At 70.4% G+C, this 20700-nt stretch carries 20 protein-coding genes and 1 tRNA gene; 6 read left to right on the top strand and 15 right to left on the bottom strand.

Features of this window, described 5'->3' with window-relative positions:
* Positions 1-173: 173 nt before the first annotated feature.
* Positions 174-247 (bottom strand) — tRNA-Met (locus tag ACFVYS_RS37100).
* A 40-nt stretch (positions 248-287) separates the two neighbouring features.
* Positions 288-3284 carry a UPF0182 family protein gene (locus ACFVYS_RS37095; protein ID WP_389509413.1) on the bottom strand — a complete coding sequence of 999 codons (2997 nt, stop codon included), beginning with the start codon at positions 3282-3284 and terminating at the stop codon, positions 288-290.
* A gap of 164 nt (positions 3285-3448) precedes the next feature.
* Here ACFVYS_RS37095 and ACFVYS_RS37090 point away from each other — a divergent pair, with 164 nt between their 5' ends.
* Positions 3449-3991 carry a PPA1309 family protein gene (locus ACFVYS_RS37090; protein ID WP_389509366.1) on the top strand — a complete coding sequence of 181 codons (543 nt, stop codon included), beginning with the start codon at positions 3449-3451 and terminating at the stop codon, positions 3989-3991.
* Between the two features lie 9 nt (positions 3992-4000).
* On the opposite strand, the gene ACFVYS_RS37085 is transcribed toward ACFVYS_RS37090, so the two are convergent.
* The 4 genes from ACFVYS_RS37085 to ACFVYS_RS37070 all read right to left on the bottom strand — a co-directional run bounded on the left by ACFVYS_RS37085 (position 4001) and on the right by ACFVYS_RS37070 (position 7213).
* Positions 4001-5092, bottom strand: coding sequence for a PDZ domain-containing protein (locus ACFVYS_RS37085; RefSeq protein ID WP_389509364.1), 1092 nt, complete (start codon positions 5090-5092; stop codon positions 4001-4003).
* Positions 5093-5146: 54 nt separating this feature from the next.
* Positions 5147-5311, bottom strand: a complete 165-nt coding sequence (locus tag ACFVYS_RS37080) for a hypothetical protein (protein ID WP_200839799.1) — start codon at positions 5309-5311, stop codon at positions 5147-5149.
* 107 nt (positions 5312-5418) lie between these two features.
* Positions 5419-5880, bottom strand: coding sequence for a molybdenum cofactor biosynthesis protein MoaE (locus tag ACFVYS_RS37075; protein WP_389509362.1), 462 nt, complete (start codon positions 5878-5880; stop codon positions 5419-5421).
* Between the two features lie 223 nt (positions 5881-6103).
* Positions 6104-7213 (bottom strand): SDR family oxidoreductase, encoded by a 1110-nt coding sequence (locus ACFVYS_RS37070; RefSeq protein WP_389509360.1) that lies wholly within the window; start codon positions 7211-7213, stop codon positions 6104-6106.
* A gap of 192 nt (positions 7214-7405) precedes the next feature.
* Between ACFVYS_RS37070 and ACFVYS_RS37065 the strand changes: the two genes are divergently transcribed.
* The gene (locus ACFVYS_RS37065; protein ID WP_389509358.1) at positions 7406-8857 is read left to right on the top strand and encodes a zinc-dependent metalloprotease; all 1452 of its coding nucleotides are present in this window, start codon (positions 7406-7408) and stop codon (positions 8855-8857) included.
* Entirely contained in the window at positions 8854-9378 is a 525-nt protein-coding gene (locus ACFVYS_RS37060; RefSeq protein WP_389509356.1) for an NUDIX hydrolase, read from the top strand. The genes ACFVYS_RS37065 and ACFVYS_RS37060 overlap by 4 nt, the downstream gene beginning before the upstream one ends.
* A 120-nt stretch (positions 9379-9498) precedes the next feature.
* Here the strand turns inward: ACFVYS_RS37060 and ACFVYS_RS37055 are convergent, their stop codons facing one another.
* The 4 genes from ACFVYS_RS37055 to ACFVYS_RS37040 form a co-directional block, all read right to left on the bottom strand.
* Positions 9499-10254: an AIM24 family protein gene (locus tag ACFVYS_RS37055; RefSeq protein ID WP_389509354.1), complete on the bottom strand. Its 756-nt coding sequence runs from the start codon at positions 10252-10254 to the stop codon at positions 9499-9501.
* A gap of 17 nt (positions 10255-10271) precedes the next feature.
* Positions 10272-10952: an AIM24 family protein gene (locus ACFVYS_RS37050; protein ID WP_389509352.1), complete on the bottom strand. Its 681-nt coding sequence runs from the start codon at positions 10950-10952 to the stop codon at positions 10272-10274.
* A gap of 11 nt (positions 10953-10963) precedes the next feature.
* Complete coding sequence (locus ACFVYS_RS37045; protein ID WP_389509350.1) at positions 10964-12637, bottom strand: TerD family protein; 1674 nt, start codon at positions 12635-12637, stop codon at positions 10964-10966.
* 142 nt (positions 12638-12779) lie between these two features.
* Positions 12780-13376 (bottom strand): M48 family metallopeptidase, encoded by a 597-nt coding sequence (locus ACFVYS_RS37040; protein ID WP_327184997.1) that lies wholly within the window; start codon positions 13374-13376, stop codon positions 12780-12782.
* A gap of 248 nt (positions 13377-13624) precedes the next feature.
* Here ACFVYS_RS37040 and ACFVYS_RS37035 point away from each other — a divergent pair, with 248 nt between their 5' ends.
* Complete coding sequence (locus ACFVYS_RS37035; protein ID WP_389509348.1) at positions 13625-14836, top strand: TOMM precursor leader peptide-binding protein; 1212 nt, start codon at positions 13625-13627, stop codon at positions 14834-14836.
* Positions 14829-16208 (top strand): ABC1 kinase family protein, encoded by a 1380-nt coding sequence (locus ACFVYS_RS37030; protein WP_389509346.1) that lies wholly within the window; start codon positions 14829-14831, stop codon positions 16206-16208. The genes ACFVYS_RS37035 and ACFVYS_RS37030 overlap by 8 nt, the downstream gene beginning before the upstream one ends.
* A 34-nt stretch (positions 16209-16242) precedes the next feature.
* Here ACFVYS_RS37030 and ACFVYS_RS37025 read toward each other — a convergent pair whose 3' ends face one another.
* The 5 genes from ACFVYS_RS37025 to ACFVYS_RS37005 form a co-directional block, all read right to left on the bottom strand.
* Entirely contained in the window at positions 16243-16455 is a 213-nt protein-coding gene (locus ACFVYS_RS37025) for a hypothetical protein (RefSeq protein ID WP_389509344.1), read from the bottom strand.
* A gap of 134 nt (positions 16456-16589) precedes the next feature.
* Positions 16590-16913, bottom strand: coding sequence for a hypothetical protein (locus tag ACFVYS_RS37020; RefSeq protein ID WP_020130806.1), 324 nt, complete (start codon positions 16911-16913; stop codon positions 16590-16592).
* On the bottom strand, positions 16910-17278 hold the full coding sequence (locus tag ACFVYS_RS37015) for a WhiB family transcriptional regulator (protein ID WP_356258167.1): 369 nt from the start codon (positions 17276-17278) through the stop codon (positions 16910-16912). The genes ACFVYS_RS37020 and ACFVYS_RS37015 overlap by 4 nt, the downstream gene beginning before the upstream one ends.
* Positions 17279-17456: 178 nt before the next feature.
* Entirely contained in the window at positions 17457-17771 is a 315-nt protein-coding gene (locus ACFVYS_RS37010) for a hypothetical protein (RefSeq protein WP_389509342.1), read from the bottom strand.
* Positions 17772-17959: 188 nt separating this feature from the next.
* Positions 17960-20278, bottom strand: a complete 2319-nt coding sequence (locus tag ACFVYS_RS37005) for an ATP-dependent DNA helicase UvrD2 (protein WP_389509340.1) — start codon at positions 20276-20278, stop codon at positions 17960-17962.
* A gap of 124 nt (positions 20279-20402) precedes the next feature.
* Here ACFVYS_RS37005 and ACFVYS_RS37000 point away from each other — a divergent pair, with 124 nt between their 5' ends.
* Complete coding sequence (locus ACFVYS_RS37000) at positions 20403-20645, top strand: mycoredoxin (RefSeq protein ID WP_020130808.1); 243 nt, start codon at positions 20403-20405, stop codon at positions 20643-20645.
* Positions 20646-20700 lie beyond the last annotated feature (55 nt).

Below are 20700 nucleotides of genomic sequence, written 5' to 3'. Positions count from 1 at the left end.
ATACCGCGGCCCGTAAGGTCACTTCAGCGTTTTGTCGACATGCCCACAGAGAGACAAGTCAAACACAGATAGCTCAACTCCCCACAGCGGCGCGGCCACCAGTCCCCCCGGCACATGCGTTCGCACACCACGAAGGCCCGGATCCATTTCAGGATCCGGGCCTTCGTATTCAGTAGCGGGGACAGGATTTGAACCTGCGACCTCTGGGTTATGAGCCCAGCGAGCTACCGAGCTGCTCCACCCCGCGTCGTGTTCCACAACCGTATCACGACGCGGGGTGGGCAAGATCAGCCGCTGGGACTGGGACTCGGACTCGGACTGCTACCGGTACTTCCTCCGGAGCCGCCGCCGGAGCCGCCGCCGGAGCCACCGCTAGGACTCGCCGAACTCGTCGGGCTCGGGCTGCTGCTCGCCTTGGCGCCCTTGTCGGCCTCGGCCTGCGCGTCCTCGGCCCGCTTCAGCGCGTCCTCGAGATCCTTCTGCGCCTTGGCGTACGCGTCCCAGTCGGGTTTCTTCAGAGCCTCCTGGCCGGCCGTGAACGCCTTCTGGGCGTCGGCCAACGCCTCCCGGACCGTCGGGTTGGAGGTGGTCGGCGGTGTGGTCGTACCGCCGCCCTCGTCCGCCGGTGGCGGGGTCGCGCCCTCCGCGCCGAAGACCTTGTTGAGGGCCTCGTCCAGGGTGTCCTCGAAGGCGGTGTTGCCTCCGTAGGTCACCAACACCTTCTTCAGGAGCGGGTACTTGAGTCCGCCACCGCGCACATAGACGGGCTCCACGTACAGCAGACCGCCGTCGAGCGGCACCGTCAGCAGGTTGCCGTACTCGATGTCGGAGTCGCCGCCCTTCAGGAGCCTGATGGACTCGGCGATGTCCTGTTCGGAGTTGAACTGGCTCTGCACCTGCTTGGGTCCGTCGACGGTCGTACTGGTCGGCAGTTTCAGAACTCTGATCTTGCCGTAGTCGGGAGTTCCCGCCTCGGAGTCGACCGCCATGAACGCACTGAGGTTGTCCCGGCCGTTGGGCGTGAACGTCGTCGTCAGCGAGAACGCCTGTGCCTTCTGGTCCGGCATCTTCATGCTCAGGTAGTACGGCGGGACCGCGTCACCCGACTTGTTGGACGGGTCGTCCGGCACCTGCCACACCTCGCTGCCACTGAGGAACGTCGTCGCGTCCTTCACGTGGTAGCGGGTGAGCAGCTCGCGCTGGACCTTGAACAGGTCCTGCGGGTACCGGAGATGGGCCATCAGGTCGGTCGAGATGGACGACTTGGACTTCACCGTGCCCGGGAACGCCTTCATCCAGGTCTTCAGGACCGGGTCCTTGGTGTCCCACTGGTAGAGCTTGACCTCGCCGGTGTACGCGTCGACGGTCGCCTTCACCGAGTTGCGGATGTAGTTGACCTGGTTCTGCTGGGCCACCACCGCGCGGTTGTCGTTGGTCGCGGTCAGCGAGTCGGCCGTGGTGTCACCGAGGGTCGTACGGGAGGCGTACGGGTAGCCGTTCGTCGTCGTGTACGCGTCGACGATCCACTGGATCTTGTGGTTGACGACGGCCGGGTAGGCGTCGCCGTCGATGGTCAGCCACGGGGCGACCGCCTCGACGCGCTCCTTGGGCGTGCGGTTGTACAGGATCCGCGAACCCTCGCCGATGGCGCCGGAGTACAGGATCTGCGGTTCACCGAACGACACCGCGTACGCGGCCCGGTTGATCGGGTTGGAGAGGTTGACCCCGCTCTTGCCGGTGTAGCTGGTGGTCTTCTCACCGGCGTCGTCGGAGTAGTCGATCTCCTTCTGGGGACCGCCGACGATCGAGTACGCGGTCGTCTTCTCGCCGTAGTAGATCCGCTGCTGGTACGTGCCCAGGTCGCCCTCGGAGGGCAGGTTGGACTCGGTGAAGAGCGGGCGGCCCTCGGCGTCGGAGGTGGTGCCCCTGGCGGCGACCACGCCGTAGCCGTGGGTGTAGCGGAAGTGGTTGTTGATCCAGTTCTGCTTGTCCACGCCCGCGAGGTTCAGCTCGCGCAGACCGATGACGGTGTCCTGGTCGGCGCCGTTCACGTTGTAGCGGTCCACGTCCAAGTTGGTCGGGAACGCGTAGTACTTCCGCATCTGCTGGAGCTGCTGGTACGTCGGGGAGACGATGTTCGGGTCCAGGACGCGGATGCTCGCCGTGGCGTCGACGTCGTCGCGCAGCGTCGTCTTGTCCTTGGTGGTGCTGGTACCCGAGTACTCGGTGACCTGCGCGCCGTCGATGCCGTACGCCTCACGTGTCGCCTTGAGGTTCTTCTCGACGTACGGGGCTTCCTTGGCTTGCTCGTTCGGCTGGACCTGGAACTTCTGGACGATCGCCGGGTACAGCCCGCCGATGAGGATCGCCGAGAGCACCATCAGGCCGAAGCCGATCACCGGCAGCTGCCAGGTGCGTCGCCACAGGGTGGCGAAGAACAGCAGGGCGCAGATGACGGCGATGCAGAACAGGATCGTCTTGGCCGGCAGGTAGGCGTTGGCGTCGACGTACCGCAGGCCCGTCCAGTTGTCCGTCGCCTTGAAGTCGCTGGACTTCACGGCCAGGCCGTAACGGTCCAGCCAGTAGGCGACCGCCTTCAGCGTGACGAAGATGCCCAGCAGCACCGACAGATGGCCGGTGGCCGCGGCGGTGGCGCGCGCGCCCGGGCTGGTGACGCGCAGCCCGCCGTACAGGTAGTGGGTGAGCGCGGCGGCGATCAGCGAGAGGATCGTGGCGGCGAAGCCGAAGCCGAGCAGGAACCGGTACCAGGGCAGGTCGAACGCGAAGAAGGACACGTCGAGGTGGAACTGCGGGTCCTTCTGGTGGAAGGGCACGCCGTTGACCCACATCAGCCAGGTCCGCCACTGACCCGCCGCCGAGGCGCCCGCGATCAGGCCGACCAGGGCGGTGATGCCGAGCAGCAGCCATGTCTTGTACGGCGCGATGCCCATGCGGTAGCGGTCGAGGCTCTGCTGCTCCACCGACATCGCGCTGAGCGGCGGCCGCAGCCGGTGCGCCAGCCAGATGTTGAAGCCGACCGCGAGGGCCATCAGCAGGCCGAAGACGAAGAACAGCCCGATCTTGGTCCACAACGTGGTCGTGAAGACCGACGAGTAGTTCACCGAGCGGTACCAGAGCCAGTCCGTCCAGAACCCCGCGAACATCGTGAACGCCATGCCGATCACGGCTAGGACGCCCAGCGTCATGAGCAGGGTCCGGACGCGCCGGGACGGGCGGCCCACTCTGATCCGCGGCCCCGTGGGGCCTCCGCCGCGGTCCGGCATCTGGAAAGCCAAGGTGCGCACCTCGAAAGTCGCAGTTGATCCATCAGGCCCGCGTGTTCGTGGACCGTTCGCGGCCCCCGGTGATCGGGGGCCCACACCTATGCAACTTACTCACCGTTTACTCGGTTCCCGATTCCACCCCTGAACGAGGCAGGATTGTGACCATGTCCAACACTCCCATGGCGGCGAGCCCGCTCACCCGGGCCGTACTCGAGATCGACGAGTACGCCTCCGGCCTCGGCTGGGACCAGCCCGCCCGCCTTTTCGCCCTCGTAGACACCGCTCGGCTGCGAACGCAGGAACCGTCGCTCGCCGCCCAGCTCGGCCTTCAGGACGAGCCCGAGACCACCGGTCTCACCCCGATCGAGCAGGACGAAGTGCCAACGGACAAGCCGCTCGACGAGTTCCTCGCCACGATCGCCTGGCCCGACGCGGTGGTCGGCTGCGCCCTCACCGTGGAGCGTCTGATGCTGCCCCCGTCCGCCGAGGCTCAGGTCCCGCAGGGCCTGAGCGACAAGAAGCTCACGAAGTGGGTCGCGGAGCACCCTGACCGCCAGGAGGTCCGGATCACGGTCGGTGTCCTGCGGGACGGCACCCGCGACTCGGCCCTCCGGCTGCGCGAGAAGGACGCCCCGACGGAGGTCCTCACCGGGGCGGGTCTGGTGCCGGGCCTCGCCGAGGCGTTGTCGGTGACGTTCGCGGAGTAGCCCCTCCGGCTACTTCGTGCACTTCGGCAGGTCCGCGGTGTCGCCGCCACGGATGTCCTTGAGGGCGTCGAGGGCGTCGTCGATGGTGTTCACCTTGACGAGCCTGAGCCCCGAGGGGGTGTCCTTGGCGGCGGCCGCGCAGTTCTCCGCGGGGGTCAGGAAGTACTGGGCGCCCTGACTGCGCGCGCCGACCGTCTTCATCTCGATGCCGCCGATCGGCCCGACCTTGCCGGCGTCGTCGATGGTGCCGGTGCCGGCGACGAACTTGCCGCCGGTCAGGCTGCCCGGGGTGAGCTTGTCGTAGATGCCGAGCGCGAACATCAGACCGGCACTCGGGCCGCCGACGTCGGCGAGCTTGATGTCGATGGTGAACGGGAAGGTGTGGTCGGTCCCGGCCGAGATCCCGACGATGGCCCGCTTCTCGCCGCTGTCGTCGGAGGTCGCGGTCGTGATGGTGACGTCCTGGGTCTTGGTCGCCGTCTTGTTCGCCTTCTCGGCGGCCGCCTGGTCCTTCGCCGGGACGATGCGGAAGACGACCTTCTCCCCCGCCTTGTGCTTGGTCACCAGCTTCGCGACGTCGCCAGGCTCCTTCACCGCGGTGCCGTCCACGGCCTTGATCACGTCACCGGCGTGCAGCCGGCCCTCCGCCGGGGAGCCCTTCACCACCGTCGAGACGATCACCCAGGACGTCACCGGGATGTCCAGCTCCTCCAGGGCGGCGACCTTGGCGCTCTCCTGGGACTGGCTGAACTCCTCGGCGTTCTCCTGGGTGGACTGCTCCTCGGTCTTGCCGTCCGGGTACAGCGTGTCGTGCGGCACGACCTTGTTGTCGTGCGCGAGCCAGCCGTAGACGGCCTCGACCAGGTTCATCCGGTAGTCGGCGCTGGTGACCCGCACGGTGGTCATGTTCAGGTGACCGCTGGTCGTGTAGGTCTTGCGCCCGGAGATCTGGAGCACCGGCTCGCCGCCGTGATCGCCCAGGGTGTTCACCGTCGGCCCGGGGGACATCTCCGCGTACGGCACGGGGATGAGTACGCCCGCACACAGGAGCGCGATCAGCATCAGGGTGGAGGCGAGCATCGTCGCGGTGCGGCGTGGCATGTCTCGACAGTACGGGACGCTTCTGTCAGCGCACCGTCAGGGCTGCCACCTGGGTCACGTACGCGAGTGGGGCTTCTCCATGGCCGCCCGGAAGCGGGCATATCCGTCCAGCTCAGGGCCGTCGCTGCGGGCCTTGCGGGTCCGGTTGGCCCAAGTGCCCCACAGACCGGCGCCGATAGCGGCGACAAGCGGAATCAGCAACCAGACGAGTGCCGCCATGCCGACCTCCCAACCCCTATGAGCCACCACAACTGACAGATCAGCAGATTAACCATCCGCACCGACAACGCTCACGGCAGGGGTGCGGTTACGCAACCGGAGGGGATTCAGCAGGCTCCGACCCATTCGTCGGTACCGTCCGAGAACTTCTGGTGCTTCCAGATGGGCACTTCGTGCTTGAGATCGTCGATCAGCTTGCGGCAGGCCTCGAAGGCCTCGCCGCGGTGCGGACACGAGACGGCGACCACGACGGCGAGATCACCGACCCCCAGGTCGCCGACCCGGTGCACCGCGGCCAGCGCCCGCACCGGGTACTCGGCGACGACCTTCTCCGCGACCCGCCGCATCTCCGCCTCCGCGCCGGGATGGCAGGAGTACCCGAGGGCGTCGACGTCGGCGCCGCCGTCGTGGTTGCGCACCGTGCCCACGAAGAGCGCGATCCCGCCCGCCGCGTCGTCCCCGACGGCCCTGAAGACCTCGTCCAGGGAGAGCGCGGTGTCACGGACGGCGATCAGCTTGATGGGATCCTGCGCTGCCCGCTCGCCGGGATGGTCGTCGATGGCTGCCATACCCCCATCGTGCCGCACCCCGGGAAGCAGGCGAAATACCGTGATCACCCGGCACACACGCGTGCCACTTTGGAGCGACCTCCAAAGTCGACCCGTCCGGCGTTCGAGAACGGGGCCCGTTCAGGGCCGAAAGGGGGTCCGGGGCCTCTTCCCCTTCCAGGGAGAGGAAGGGGGAGGGGAAGGGGCGGCGGGGGCGAAAAAAGCGCCCCGCGCACCCCCGGACTCACCGCCGCCGGGCCTTCCGGGCCCGCCGCACCACGGCCGCCGCACCCAGCAGAGCGACCGTCGCACCCGCCGCACCCGCCGCGGTGGCGTCCTTGCGCCCGAGCCGCCGGCCGACGACGGTGTGCCGCCCGGCCACCTCCTCCAGCAGCTGCGCGAGGACCTCCTCATTGGTCCACCCCGGCCGCCACCCCGCGTCGTGCAGCCGGCTCCCGCTCACCACCCAGGGGTACATCGTGTAGGCCAGGTCACCGGCGGGGGACGGCGTCAGCCCGATCCGGTGCAGCCGGGCGGCGGCGCCCAGCGCGACCGCCGAGGGCAGCTCCATGCGCCGGATCCCGCTGAGCTCCTCGACCTCCTCCTGCTCCAGCCATCCGTCGCAGCCGACGGCCAGCTCGCCGTCGACCTTCTCCAGGACGGCGTACTCCAGGGCGCTCACCAGGTCCTCGACATGGCAGAACTGCCAGGCGGGCCGCGATCCGGCGACGACGAGCAGCCGCGGCGACTCGAAGTACCGCGTCAGCGCGGTGTCCGTACCGCCGACCAGCACCGCCGGCCGCACCACGGTGACGTTGAGCCCCGGATGCGCCCGGGGCGCGCGCCGGGCCAGCCGTTCGATTTCCAGGAGGTCCCCGACGCCGGTCGCCTCCGCCGTGGCCCGCAGCTCCGCGTCCTCCGAGAGGGGCAGCTCGTTGTCCTCGAGCGCGCCGTAGACCATCGCGGAGGTGCACAGCACCACCCGGTGCACCCCGGCCGCCGCGGCGGCCGTCAGCACGGTCTGCGTGCCGCGCACGTTGTAGGCCGTCCGGGCGGCGGCGTCACTCCCCAGGTCGAGGTCGAGCGCGAGGTGGACCACGACGTCCGCGCCGCGCAGCTTGTCGGCGATCGCCGGGTCACGGACGTCGAGGATGTGCCACGTCGCCGCGTCGCAATCGCCGCGCCGCTCGTCGATGGCGACGACCTGCTTGACCTCCTCCGACGCGGCGAGCCGCTCGGTCAGCAGCGCGCCGATCCCGGTCGCGGCGCCGGTCACGGCCACGACGGGCCCGCGCGCGCCGGCCGGGGTTGAGTGGTTTCGCGCTGCGCGAACCTGCGGATCTGGGGAACTCACCAGGTGTCTCCAGCGGTTGTCTTGGCATACGGGCGCGAGTGAAGCGTACGTACCAGGTGGCATCCATCCTGCCGCAGGCCAGGAGTCGGCGAAGCACCGAGGCCCGATCGAGCCGGGGTGTCTACGCTGGGTGGTGTTGCAGGGCAGTCGCCGCCGGCCGAGAACCGGTGGCCTTACCAGCCGAGGAACCCCGTGAGTGACACCCCATTCGGATTCGGCCTTCCGCCGGAGGAGCCGGAAGACGGCGACGAGGGCAAGAAGAAGGACCCGCAGAGCGGCGGTGGTCAGGGACCGGCCAACCCGTTCGGTTTCGGCGGGCTGCCCGGCGCCGGAGGCTTTGGCGCCCCCGGTGCGGACAACCCGCTCGCCGCGATGTTCGGTTCCCTGAACCCCAACGACCTGGGCGCCGCCTTCCAGCAGCTGGGCCAGATGCTCTCCTACGAGGGCGGCCCCGTGAACTGGGACATGGCCAAGCAGATCGCCCGCCAGACGGTCGCCCAGGGCACCGCCGACGGCGTCAAGGACGCCAGCGTCGGTCCCTCCGAGCGCACCGCTGTCCAGGAGGCCGTCCGGCTGGCCGATCTCTGGCTGGACGACGCGACGTCCCTGCCGTCCGGCGCGGGCACGGCCGTGGCCTGGTCCCGCGCGGAGTGGGTCGAGGCGACCCTGCCCGCGTGGAAGGAGCTCGTCGACCCGGTCGCCGAGCGCGTCGGTGCGGCCATGGGCGATGTCCTGCCGGAGGAGATGCAGGCCATGGCCGGCCCGCTGATCGGCATGATGCGCTCGATGGGCGGCGCGATGTTCGGCTCGCAGATCGGCCAGGCCGTGGGCGTGCTCGCGGGCGAGGTCGTCGGCTCGACCGACATCGGCCTGCCCCTCGGCCCGGCCGGGCGTGCCGCGCTGCTGCCGGTGAACATCGAGGCGTTCGGCAAGGACCTGGGCGTGACGAAGGACGAGGTGCGGCTCTACCTCGCGCTGCGCGAGGCCGCCCACCAGCGTCTCTTCGCGCATGTGCCGTGGCTGCGCTCGCACCTGTTCGGCGCCGTCGAGGGCTACGCGCGCGGGATCAAGGTCGACACGGCCAAGCTGGAGGACGTGGTCGGTCAGTTCGACCCGCAGAACCCGGAGCAGTTGCAGGACGCGCTCCAGCAGGGCATGTTCCAGCCGGAGGACACCCCGGCGCAGAAGGCCGCCCTGGCCCGTCTGGAGACCGCCCTGGCGCTCGTGGAGGGCTGGGTGGACGCGGTGGTGCACGCGGCCGCGAAACCCCGTCTGTCGTCCGCGGACGCCCTGCGCGAGACGCTGCGCCGGCGTCGCGCCTCGGGCGGTCCTGCGGAGCAGACGTTCGCGACGCTGATCGGCCTGGAGCTGCGTCCGCGCCGCCTGCGTGACGCCTCCCGCCTGTGGGCGTCCCTCACGGACGCGCGCGGGGTCGATGGCCGTGACGCCCTGTGGGCCCACCCGGACATGCTGCCCACGGCGTCCGACCTGGACGACCCGGACGGCTTCGTGCACCGCGAGCAGCTGGACTTCTCCGAGCTGGACAAGATGCTCGGCGAGGCGGCGAGCGGCGGCTCCGGCGACAAGCCGAACCTGAAGAAGGACGACCCCGGGACCGACTCCAAGGACGACGACACCGAGTGAGCCTGTACGACGACGCGGTCCTCGTCCTGAAGGGGCACGAGGGCCCGGAAGAGCAGGAAGAGCTGCGCCAGGCCTATCTGGACCATCTCGGGGCGCACCCGGACGGCATGTGGAAGGCCTGCGGGGACGGCCACATCACGGCGAGCGCGCTGGTGATCGACCCGGAGCGCGGCCGGGTGCTGCTGACCCTGCACAAGAAGATGCGGATGTGGCTCCAGATGGGAGGCCATTGCGAGCCGGCCGACGAGACCGTGCGGGCCGCCGCACTGCGCGAGGCGACCGAGGAGTCCGGCATCGGGGGGCTGGCCCTGCTCCCGGGCGGCCCCGTGCGCCTGGACCGGCATCCCACGCCGTGCGCGTGGCACTACGACGTCCAGTACGCGGCACTCGCTCCGGCCGGGGCCGTGGAGGCCATCAGCGACGAGTCCCTCGACCTGCGCTGGTTCGCCTATGACGAGGTCGCGGGCGTGGCCGACGAGTCGGTCGTACGCCTGCTGCGGGAGACGCGCGCGCGGCTGTGAGCCGGAAGACGGCCGGCGGGGCTGCTGTGAGCCGGAAGGTGGGTGACGGGCGGCCGTGAGCCGAGACGGGTAAGGGGCGACCTCCAAGGCGGCCGCCCCTTACGTCTGCTTTCCGGACGGTCAGCTCCAGGCGTTGCCCTGGTTCTGCTGCCGTACGCCCTGCTGTCCCATGCCGTACTGGGCGGCGAGCCCGGAGCCGACCTGGGCGTTCTGCGGCGGCAGCAGCTCGCTGGGCTGGACCAGCGCGTAGCCGGAGCCCATGAAGCTGAGCTCCCAGCCCTCACCGGTGTTGCCGCGCCGGCGCCAGACTCCGGAGGAGTGCGTCTGGGCCTGCATCTGCACCCGCAGCCCGGTGGACCAGGCGACGATGGCGTCGGCGTCACAGTTGACGTACTTGTCCGGCGTGACCTGCATCATCAGCGGTGCGCCCGAGGTCATCAGGGCGACCTTGCCGCGGCCGGTGATGTTGAGCTGGTACTTCCCGGAGCCGGAGATGCCGTAGAGGCTGTCGACGGCGATGACCTCGTGGTGCAGCGAGGAGTCCATGGCCAGGACGTAGCTGCTGTCCACGGTCAGGCCGTCCTGCTCCACGTCCATGAGGTGGACGTGCTGGGCGAGGTTGGCGAGGTACACCGTGCCCTGCCCGTGGCAGCGCATCAGGTCCAGGCCCTCACCCGTGTGCGCACGCGCGCGTCCCTGCTGGTTGTTCTGGTACTCGGCGTCGAACTCCATCAGGCCCTGGTAGGCGACCATCGTGCCCTTGCGGGCGAGGATGTCGTCGTGGCCCTCGATGCTGACCCGGAGCATCTGCTTGTTCTGGAGACTCCAGCGCTCCTGGGTCTGCGAGTCGTTGTGCGCGAAAAGTGAGCTCTGCATGGCGTTCTGGCTCCCCCTCAGCCCCGGACCCGGAGGCGGTCGGTGCTGTCCTCACTGGGCTGGACGACGACGATGCCCTGGCCGGAGAAGGCCATCTGGTAGGCCTCGCCGCTGCCCCGGCCGATGAGCGACTGCGCCTTGAAGCTGCGCTTGCCCTTCACCTTGAGGTTCGGCGACCAGGCGACGAGCGCGTCGGGGTCGACGTACGTCTCGTCCTCGCCGCCGCCGCAGTCGACGACGATCGGCTTGCCCCGGGAGGTCAGCGCGACCCAGCCCTGTCCGGAGATCTTGGTGTTCCACAGGCCCTGGCCGGCGAACTTCGCGAGCCCCTTGACGCGCTCGACGCCCCAGGTGAGGTGCGCGTCGAAGGCGAGCAGGTTGGTGGCGTTGACGGAGATGCCGTCGCCGTTGAGGTTGATCACGACGACGTTCGCGCCGTAGTCGGCGAGGTAGAGCAGCCCGTCGCCCGAGCACTTCATCAGGGGCGCGCCCTCGCCGGTCATCCAGTCGCGCGCGATCTGGCGCACGGCCGGCGGGTTGGGCTCGTACTGCACGAAGCCCTCGTAGGCGACCATCGAGCCCACGCGCGCGAGAAGGTCGGTCCCGGTCTGGAGGGCGACCTTCAGCATGTGGTTGCCGTGGTTCTCCATACGGGCGGTGACGGGTGCGGGGGCGTAGCCCGCGAGTGGCTGGTTCATGACGGGCTCCCTCAGACCTCGTACGGCTGGACGACGATGAAGTTGCCGGGAGCGGCCCGGAACTGGAGGTTGACGCTCTCCCCGGTGTCGCCGGGGTAGGCGTTGCGGCGCATGCGGACCTGGCTGGAGACGACCACCTGGGCGGCGGACGACCAGGCGACGACGGCGTTGCAGTCGGCGAACGTGGTGGGAGTGACCGGCAGGACGACGGGCGTGCCGTGCGTCTTGACGACGATCGTGCCGGTACCCGTGAACTGCATGGTGAACAGGGCGCCGCCGGGGATGCCGTGCCCCTCGATGCGACGGACCTCGTACTGGAGGCTCTCGTCGAAGGCGAGGACGTTCTCCGCGGAGACGCAGATGCCGTCACCCTGGAGTTCGATGGGATGCAGCATCGTGGAGTTCTCGGCGAGGAACACCTGTCCCTGGCCGGTGCAGCGCATCAGCTGCATCTCCTGACCGGTGGCGTTGCCGACGATCCGGCCCGCGAACCCGGCACCCTTGTAGCTGAAGTCGACCTTGCCCTGGTAGAGGACCATGCTGCCCTGGCGGGCGAGCACGGGCTGGCCTCCCATCCCGAGGTCGACGCGGACCAGCTTCTTGTTCTGCTGCGTCCAGCGCTGTCCGGTGGGCGTCTCCTTGAACTGCTGGAGCGCCGCGGCCACTCCGGCTCCACCCTGGGGCGCGCCCTGCGGTGCGCCATAGGCCTGCTGGCCCGGGACCTGCCCGAACGGGGGCTGCTGACCGTAGCCGGGCGGCTGGGGCGGCTGACCGTAGCCGGGTGGGGCCTGCGGCGCCTGAGGTGCCTGGGGCTGCTGGCCGTAGCCGGGGGGCATGGGTGCGGTGGGCGCGGGGCCCTGACCGTACGGCTGCGGCTGCGGCGGCTGGCCGTAGGGCGCCGGGGCCGGGGCCGGAGGCGGCACCTGGCCGCCGCCGGGCGGGGTCAGCGGCGCGACGATGGTCGGCGCGGCGTGCACCGAGGGCGCGGGCGCCGGGGCGGGAGCCGGCGGGGTCGCGCCGGGCGGGGGCGCGAAGCCCTGCGCGGCGGGCTGCGGATGGGCCGGAGCGGGCACCGGCGGTGCGCCGAACGCGGGCGGGGCGAAGCCGGGAGTGGCGCCACCGGCCTGCGGCTGCTGCGGCGCGGCGGGCGCTTCCTCCTCCGCGACCTCGCCGCCGAAGTTCTTCAGCAGCGCGTCCAGACCGCCGTCGAAGCCCTGTCCGACGGCCGCGAACCGCCACACGTCCTTCAGGTAGAAGTCACCCAGCATCACGGCCCGCTCACTGGAGAACTCGGAGCCGTTGAACGCGTAGCGGGCCACTTCCTCGCCGCCCGCGACGATGCGGAGATAGCCGGGGTTGATCTGCGACATCTGCCCGGCGCCGTCGAGGGTCGCCGTGAAGGACAACTTCTGGATCTGCGGCGGAATCCGGTCGAGGGTGATGCGGAAGGACTCCGTGTCGCCCGCCTGGGCGCCCAGGAGCTGGATGGACTCCTCGGGCGACTTCGGCTGGTTGAAGAAGATGAAGTACCGGTCGTCCGAGAGCCGCTCGTCGGCGTCCAGGCCGAAGCAGCTGATGTCGAAGGTCAGGCCGGGAGCGGTGATCTGCACGCCTACGTACAGATCGGTGCCCGCGGTGAGGTCACTGATCCTGGCCTTGTGGCCGCGCTGGAATTCCCTGGGCATGCGTAACGACCGTCCCCCATCCCGATTGTGAATGCGTCGCGTCAGGCTAACGGCAAAGTCGGACAACGCACGATGTCGGTACAGACCCGGTACACAACCAACGTCAGGTGCCGGGGGACGGGCTCACCACGTCAGCCGCAGGTCACTCCTCGCCGGCGGCGGGCAGGTGGGGCAGCCGATCGGCCGCGACGACGCCCTCCAGGTAGCCACGGGCGCGCTCGGTGCGCGGGTACGCCTCCAGCAGCCGCCAGAAGTCGGGGCCGTGACCGGGCACGAGCAGATGCGCGAGCTCGTGGGCGAGGACGTAGTCGATGACGTACTCGGGCATGCCCTTCAGGCGGTGCGACAGGCGGATGCTGCCCTCGGCCGGTGTGCACGAGCCCCAGCGGGTGTTCTGGTTGGTCACCCAGCGCACCGAGGCGGGCCGGGCCCGGCCGCCGAAACACTGGGCCGACAGCCGCTCGGCGCGCTCGGCCAATTCGGCGTCGCCCGGGACGCGCCGGCTCTCCTGGGCGGCGAGCTTGTCGAGCATGACGCTCACCCAGCGTTGCTCCTCGGCCTCGGACATCCGGGCGGGGATGAGCACGATGGTGCGATCGCCCTCGCGGTACGCGGAGACCGTCCGACGTCGACGGGCGCTTCTGCGGACCTCGATCGCGCTCGTTCGTGAGCCGCTCGGCGGCTGGCTCGTCGTGCTGCGCTGTGGTGTTCCGGCGCGGTGCAATGGGTCGGCGGACACGCCCCGACGTTACCCGCTGCACACGGGGGAAGTCCCGACTCCGGGACGGTCAGGTTCCGATCCGTCGCGCCCTGTTTGCCTCGTACGACGGATTTGTACGATGAACGCCCCCGCCTGTGGACAACTTTCGGCACGCTCGAGCGGGCCCGGGCATGCTGGCAGTCGTCGGCGGAGCGAGGACATCCCCACGCCCCCGCTCCGCCGATGTGACGGGGAGTTTCCAGGCATGAGGCATACGGGGGCCTTTGATGCATCCGATGGTGAAGCCCGCGCTGCGGCGCGGCTGGCGTGACCTCAACACGGTGCAGTTCGGGATGACACCGGCGCACGCGCTGACACTCGGTCCGGTGGACACGGCGACGGGCAGTTTCCTCGACCTGCTGGACGGCACCCGCGGGCTGGAGCTGCTGCGCGAGGAGGGCCGCCGCATGGCCCTGCCCGACGGCCATGTCGACCGGCTGGTGGAGCGGCTGGCGCGGTCGGGGCTGCTCGACGACGCGCGCGGCGGCGGGCCGGAGGCCGCCGATCTGCGGGAGCGGAAAGAGGTCCTGGACCGGCTGCGCCCCGACCTCGCCGCGCTGTCCCTCCTCACCTCGGAGCCGGGCGACGCGATCGAGCACCTGGCCGTCCGCCGCCGGCTGCGGGTCCAGGTGCGCGGCGCGGGCCGGGTCGGCGTGGCACTGGCGGCGCTGCTCTCCGGTGCGGGGGTCGGCGAGGTGGACGTGCGGGACGGCGGCCGGGTCGAGCCGGGGGACATCGCACCGGGCGGCCTGCCCGCCGAGTCGGTCGGCGAACGTCGGGACGAGTCCGCCCGCCGCGCCGTACGCCGGGCGGCCCCGGCACCCGCACCCCGCAGAGGCCCGGGGTCACCGGCCGAGGCGGACACAGCCGGCTTCTCGCTCGTGGTCATCGCCCCGCGGGACGACGTGTCCGTGCACGCGCCCGCCCCCTCGGCGGCCGAGCCTCTGATCGCCTCGGGCACACCACACCTCTATGCCGGGGTCGTTGAGGGGACGGGCGTCGTCGGCCCGCTCGTACTGCCGGGCGAGACGGGCTGCGCGGGCTGTCTCCATCAGGAGCGCGCCGACCGGGACCCGGCCTGGCCGCGGCTGGTCGCCCAGTGGCACTCCGGGAGAAGGCGCGCGGCGCGCGCCTGCGATGTGACGCTGGCCACAACCGTCGCCGGACTGGCGGCCGCCCACGCGCTCACCTTCCTCGACGGCCGGACCCCGTCGAGCGCCGGCGCCCGCTGGGAGGTTTCCGTTCCCGCCCTCCAGTGGCACGCCCGTCCGGTATATCCCCATTCCGCCTGCCCGTGCGGGGCCGCGGAGAAAGGTAAGCAGGAACACATCTCCGAGGACGGGGGAACGCACGCGACAATGGCAGTGCAGCATTCGCAGGAGTTCTGCCGTACGACGGACGCCGCGCGGCTGGCCGGTACTTGGAGGGCGCATGTCTGATCTTCCCCGGAAGGCGGTCACCCGGACCGCCAAACTCGCCGCGCTCCCGCTCGGCTTCGCCGGGCGGGCGACCTGGGGTCTGGGCAAGCGGATCGTGGGCGAGTCCGCGGAGATCGTCGGCCGCGAACTGCAGCAGCGCACCGCCGAGCAGCTGTTCAAGGTGCTGGGCGAGCTGAAGGGCGGTGCGATGAAGTTCGGGCAGGCCATGTCCGTCTTCGAGTCCGCCCTGCCCGAGGAGGTCGCCGGTCCCTACCGCGCGGCCCTCACCAAGCTCCAGGACGCGGCGCCGCCGATGCCGACCCGCACGATGCACTCCGTGCTCGCGGAGCGGCTCGGCGAGAACTGGTCCGAGCTGTTCCTGGAGTTCGACGACAAGCCGGCCGCGGCGGCCTCGATCGGCCAGGTGCACCGAGCGGTGTGGCACGACGGCCGGGAGGTCGCGGTCAAGGTCCAATACCCCGGGGCGGGTGAGGCCTTGCTGTCCGACCTAAACCAACTCAGCCGTTTCGCACGTCTGCTGGGTCCCCTCATCCCGGGCATGGACGTCAAGCCGCTGATCGCCGAGCTCAAGGACCGGGTCTCCGAGGAGCTCGACTACAGCCTGGAGGCACAGGCTCAGCAGGCCCACGCGGAAGAGTTCGCCGGCGATCCCGACGTGGTGATCCCGGCGGTGGTCCACCAGCGCGAACAGGTCCTGGTCACCGAGTGGATCGACGGCGTGCCCCTGTCCCAGGTGATCACCGACGGCACCCAGGAGCAGCGCGACCGGGCCGGCCAGTTGCTGTCCCGGTTCCTCTTCTCCGGCCCGGCCCGCACCGGCCTGCTCCACGCCGACCCGCACCCCGGCAACTTCCGCCTCCTGCCGGGCGGACCGGACGGCGAGGACGACTGGCGCCTGGGCGTCCTGGACTTCGGCACGGTGGACCGGCTCCCGGGCGGTCTGCCGGACCCGATCGGCGAGTCCCTGCGCATGACCCTCGACGGTGACGCGGAGGGGGTCTACGAACTCCTGCGCACGGAGGGCTTCGTCAAGGACTCCATAGAGCTGGATCCCGACGCGGTCCTCGACTACCTCCTGCCGATCATCGAGCCGGCCCAGGTGGAGGAGTTCACGTTCAGCCGTGGCTGGATGCGCAGCCAGGCGGCCCGGATCGCCGACCCCCGCTCCCCCGCGCATCAGCTGGGCAAGCAGCTGAACCTGCCGCCGGCCTATCTGCTGATACACCGGGTGACGCTCAGCACGATCGGCGTGCTGTGCCAGCTCGGCGCGACGGTGCGGCTGCGCGAGGAGTTGGAGGAGTGGCTGCCCGGCTTTCTCGCGGCGGAAGTCGTGGAGGCCTTCGGGGCGGAGGAGTCGGTCGCGGAGGCGTGAGCGCCTGGACCTCCCGACCGGACTGTGACGCGATTCACCACCACTCCGGGTCCAGTCGGCCTTCGATCGCCCTGAGGTTCTCGCGGGCGCAGGTCTCGCAGAAGTAGCGCCGGACGCCGTTCTCCACGGAGCAGGTCCAGGTGACGGGTGGGGGCTCCTCGGCCCGGGCGCCGCAGCGGGCACACGCGAGGGGGCGGGGCTCCGTCGGGGAAGCGCCTCGGTCACCGTCTCCGGGAGGACTCGTCATCTTCGGGACGATAGTCCCGGGGCGGTGGTCCTCCGCACAACGCACCGCGGGGGCCGGTCCGTTCGGACGGACCGGCCCCCGCGGTGAGAGCTTCGCCTCCCCCGTCGGGAGGCCACCGCTTCAGGTGGGTGTGGTTACTGCATCACGGCCATGGCGAGCGCCCGCCGGGCGCGCAGCGAGGCGCGCTCGGCCCGTCGCTGCATCCGGCGAGCGGTCGCCAGGCGCAGTGCCCGGCGTTCCCGCTCGGCCTCGTGCAGTCGGTCGTGCATATGCGCACGAGCCAGGGCTTCTGGGATGAGTTGCATCTCGCGTGTCCTGTTCTGACGCGAGTCGTACGCGCCGGTGGTGGTGATGTCTTCGATCGCGGAGCCTGCGGGCTCGCTGGGGAACGGCTTCATCGGGGCCTGCTTCTTGGGGTCTTGCGTGAGGGGGCGGTCGATTGTTCCGGCGGTGTTCATACTGTGACCGGGTTCTTGCGCGGGCGGCCACGCGGCCGCTTCCGGGCGACGACGACTCCCTGGACGAACAGCTCGCCACCCCAGACGCCCCAGGGCTCGCGCCGCTCCTTGGCGCCGGCGAGGCAGGCCTCCATCAGCGGGCAGGTGCGGCAGAGGGACTTGGCGTACTCGACGTCGGCCGGCGACTCGGCGAAGAAGACCTCCGGGTCGTAGGAACGGCAGGGGACGGGTACGCCGAGGTTCTCGATGGCGTCGTCGAGCGCGGTGAGCGCCGTGAGCGGGGTCAAGGTGGAGTCCTCCGTGAGGCCGGGCGGGGGGATCGTTTCGGAAGGCGGTACTGACGGGGCGTGCGCTTCGAGTTGCACGGTTCGTCTTTCCTCGTCTGTCGGTCCGGTCCTGTAGGACCGGGTGTCGGCTGGGTACCGGGTTCTTTTCTTGTCCCGAGGCCCCTTCGCTCCGCTGTCCCCGTGTTTCGGGGCAAACAGAAGGGCCGCGGATCCCGGGTGGGTTCCGCGGCCCTGAAGGCGCCGGCCTGATCGTCGATCAGGCTGGATCACTCCAGGGTTCTGGCCCACGGAAGGCCCACATCAGGTGGTGCTGCGTCGTCTGCTTCCGGGCTCCGGCACCGGCTGCCGCAAAGGCATAGGCGTGCGCCTGTGCCCCTACTGCTTCCAGTGCCTCGGTCGGTCGCTCATTGCGCTCGCGGCTGGGAAGAACCGCGGAGACAACGGAGGAGGACGGCCGGTCGGCACGAATGCCGGACAGACCGGTGCCCAGGATCGAGGCGTCGAGCATGCACACGGAGACGACCGAGGGATCGGTCAGTTTGGCGGTGGAGCTGCGATTGATGATGATCACTGGAATCGCCTCCTCTCGGCGTCTCGGGGTACCGGGGTGAATCCGGTCCGGCGGGTATGCAAGTACAGCACGGAATCAGGGCCTTCGAGAAGGCCGCCGTTCCCGTGTCTAAGAACCTATGGGGATTGCCGGGGCATGCGCAAACTATTTTTCCGACGAGTTCGGATCAGTTGCCCAGCCGTCCGCCCTCAGTCCCCCTCGTCGTCCCCGTCGACCTCTTGGCCTGCGCAGATGGCCAGCACATCGGCTCCGTAGCGGTTGAGCTTGCGGACGCCGACCCCCGGGATACGCGCGAGTTCGCCCTCCTCCTCGGGGACGGTCTCGGCGATCGCCATCAGAGTCTTGTCGGTGAAGACACAGAACGCGGGCTGGCCCGCCCGCTGTGCCTGGACCGCCCGCCAGTCGCGCAGCCGTTCGTACAGCCCCTCGTCCATGTCGGAGGGGCACTCCTCGCAGCGCATCAGCTTCATCTCGCCGGCGTCGGTCAGGGTGCGCCCGCAGACCCGGCAGCGGGCCGGGGTCCGCTGGGTCCGGCGCCGCTCGACCGGGGCGCCCGCCGCGGCACCGGTGAAGCCGCGCTCGATGCCTCCGGTGCCCGCGCTGCCTCCGCTGCCACCGCGGCCGGCGGCGGCGCCCGAACCGGGACGCAGGCCGTCGAGGAACCGGCTGGGCCGACGGCTCGGACGGCCGCCGGGTGAGCGGGAGAGCGCCCAGGAGACATACAGGCGCTCCCGGGCCCGGGTGACTCCGACGTAGAGGAGGCGGCGCTCCTCCTCGATCTGCTCGTCGGTCTTGGCGTAGGTGATCGGCATCATGCCCTCGGCGACGCCGACCAGGAAGACGACGTCCCACTCCAGACCCTTGGCGGAGTGCAGGGAGGCCAGGGTGACGCCCTGGACGGTCGGGGCGTGCTGGGCGTTCGCCCGTTCGTCCAGCTCGGCGACCAGGTCGGCGAGGGTGGCGCCGGACTGCGCGGCGGCGAAGTCCTGCGCGAGGCCGACCAGCGCGGCCAGCGACTCCCAGCGTTCCCTGACGGCTCCGGAGCCGGCCGGTGGCTGCGGGGTCCAGCCCTCCCCCGAGAGGACGGCACGTACCTGGGAGGGCAGGTCGACGGCGTCCTCAAGGAGGGTGTCGTTGCCGCCGAAGCGCGCCGCGCCGCGCAGGGCCACGCCCGCCTTGCGGACCTCGGGACGGTCGAAGAAGCGCTCCGCTCCGCGCAGCTGGTACGGGATGCCGCGGTCGGCGAGGGCCTGCTCGTAGGTCTCCGACTGCGCGTTGGTGCGGAACAGGACGGCGATCTCCGCGGCCGGCACGCCGGCGTCGAGAAGCTCGCGGATCCGGCGGGCCGCGCCCTCGGCCTCGGCGGGCTCGTCGGGGTACTCGCCGTAGCCGGGCTCGGGCCCCGGGCCGCGCTGGGAGACGAGCTCCAGACGGTGGTCCGCGGCGCGGCCCCGGGCCTGGGAGAGCAGACCGTTGGCGAGGTGGACGACCTGGGGGGTGGAGCGGTAGTCGCGGACCAGCTTGACGACGGTGGCGCCGGGGTGGCGGGTGCGGAAGTCGAGGAGGTGGTCGGGGGTGGCTCCGGTGAAGGAGTAGATCGTCTGGCTGGCGTCCCCGACCACGCACAGGTCGTCCCGCTCGCCGAGCCACAGTTCGAGCAGGCGCTGCTGGAGCGGGCTGACGTCCTGGTACTCGTCGACCACGAAGTGCTGGTACTGGGCGCGGACCTGCTCGGCGATGTCCTGCCGGTCCTGGAGGACGGCGACGGTCAGCAGCAGGACGTCCTCGAAGTCGATGACACCGCGCTGCCGCTTGAGGTCCTCGTAGGCCGCGTAGAGCTGGGCGATCTCGGCCGGGTCGCGGGGGATCGCGCGGCCCGCCTTCGCGGCGGCCAGGGCATAGTCGGCGGGGACGGTCTGGGTGACCTTGGACCACTCGATCTCCGCGGTGGTGTCCCGCAGCTCGCCCCGGTCGAGACGAATACGGCACGCGGCTGCCGCGTCGGCGACGAGCTGGATCTTGCGGTCGACGAGCCGGGGCAGGGAGCCACCGATCGCTTTCGGCCAGAAGTACTGAAGCTGACGCAGGGCCGCGGAGTGGAAGGTGCGGGCCTGGACGCCCTGGGCTCCGAGCAGGCGCAGCCGGCCCCGCATCTCCCCGGCGGCACGGTTGGTGAAGGTGACGGCCAGCACACTGGAGGGGTGCAGGATGCCGGCGCGTACCCCGTAGGCGATGCGGTGGGTGATCGCCCGGGTCTTGCCCGTGCCCGCTCCTGCCAGCACGCACACCGGACCGTGCAGGGCGGTGGCCACCTCGCGCTGCTCGGGGTCGAGCCCTTCGAGCACCGCGTCGGCCGAGTCCGGTACCTGCGGGAAGAGGGGGGAGTGCGTTGCTGCTGTCACATGGCCATGCTGCCAGGTCGGCGGAGACGGGCGAGCCGGTTGTCCACAGGTGGGCCGTCGCAGTCGTACTAATGCGGCGAGCGTCACCCTCGGAGGTCCGTGCATCGAGGGAACGCGCCCTCGGGACCGGTGGCGGGCGGAAATGGGGCCGGCGGGAATGGTGGCCCTTTCAAGTACGTTCTTCCACTGCGACCACCTGCCCCCGACCCGCCGAAGGAGCACAAAAGACATGCTGGGCACTGTGACGATGTACAGCACCACGTGGTGCGGCTACTGCCAGCGGCTGAAGAAGCAGCTCGACCGCGAGGGCATCGGATACACCGAGATCAACATCGAGCAGGACCCGCAGTCCGCGGCGTTCGTGGAGAAGGCCAATGGCGGAAACCAGACGGTTCCGACCGTGCTGTTCCCGGACGGCTCCACGCTGACGAACCCGTCGCTGGCGCAGGTGAAGCAGAAGATCGGCGCGTAACCGCGTTCGGCCCGCAGCCGCACGCGGGAAGGGCGGTCCCCCGAGGTGTCGGGGG

The organism is Streptomyces sp. NPDC058295, assembly GCF_042880655.1.
GTDB lineage: Bacteria > Actinomycetota > Actinomycetes > Streptomycetales > Streptomycetaceae > Streptomyces > Streptomyces coriariae.
This window is presented reverse-complemented; position numbering and strand designations above follow the sequence as displayed.

Coding starts and splice junctions, on each gene's coding strand:
- ACFVYS_RS37035 (WP_389509348.1), top strand. CDS start 13,625: ATGCATCCGATGGTGAAGCCCGCGCTGCGGCGCGGCTGGCGTGACCTC.
- ACFVYS_RS37050 (WP_389509352.1), bottom strand. CDS start 10,952: ATGAACCAGCCACTCGCGGGCTACGCCCCCGCACCCGTCACCGCCCGT.
- ACFVYS_RS37000 (WP_020130808.1), top strand. CDS start 20,403: ATGCTGGGCACTGTGACGATGTACAGCACCACGTGGTGCGGCTACTGC.
- ACFVYS_RS37005 (WP_389509340.1), bottom strand. CDS start 20,278: ATGCACGGACCTCCGAGGGTGACGCTCGCCGCATTAGTACGACTGCGA.
- ACFVYS_RS37095 (WP_389509413.1), bottom strand. CDS start 3,284: ATGCCGGACCGCGGCGGAGGCCCCACGGGGCCGCGGATCAGAGTGGGC.
- ACFVYS_RS37020 (WP_020130806.1), bottom strand. CDS start 16,913: ATGAACACCGCCGGAACAATCGACCGCCCCCTCACGCAAGACCCCAAG.
- ACFVYS_RS37075 (WP_389509362.1), bottom strand. CDS start 5,880: ATGGCAGCCATCGACGACCATCCCGGCGAGCGGGCAGCGCAGGATCCC.
- ACFVYS_RS37090 (WP_389509366.1), top strand. CDS start 3,449: ATGTCCAACACTCCCATGGCGGCGAGCCCGCTCACCCGGGCCGTACTC.
- ACFVYS_RS37080 (WP_200839799.1), bottom strand. CDS start 5,311: ATGGCGGCACTCGTCTGGTTGCTGATTCCGCTTGTCGCCGCTATCGGC.
- ACFVYS_RS37025 (WP_389509344.1), bottom strand. CDS start 16,455: ATGACGAGTCCTCCCGGAGACGGTGACCGAGGCGCTTCCCCGACGGAG.
- ACFVYS_RS37055 (WP_389509354.1), bottom strand. CDS start 10,254: ATGCAGAGCTCACTTTTCGCGCACAACGACTCGCAGACCCAGGAGCGC.
- ACFVYS_RS37030 (WP_389509346.1), top strand. CDS start 14,829: ATGTCTGATCTTCCCCGGAAGGCGGTCACCCGGACCGCCAAACTCGCC.
- ACFVYS_RS37045 (WP_389509350.1), bottom strand. CDS start 12,637: ATGCCCAGGGAATTCCAGCGCGGCCACAAGGCCAGGATCAGTGACCTC.
- ACFVYS_RS37085 (WP_389509364.1), bottom strand. CDS start 5,092: ATGCCACGCCGCACCGCGACGATGCTCGCCTCCACCCTGATGCTGATC.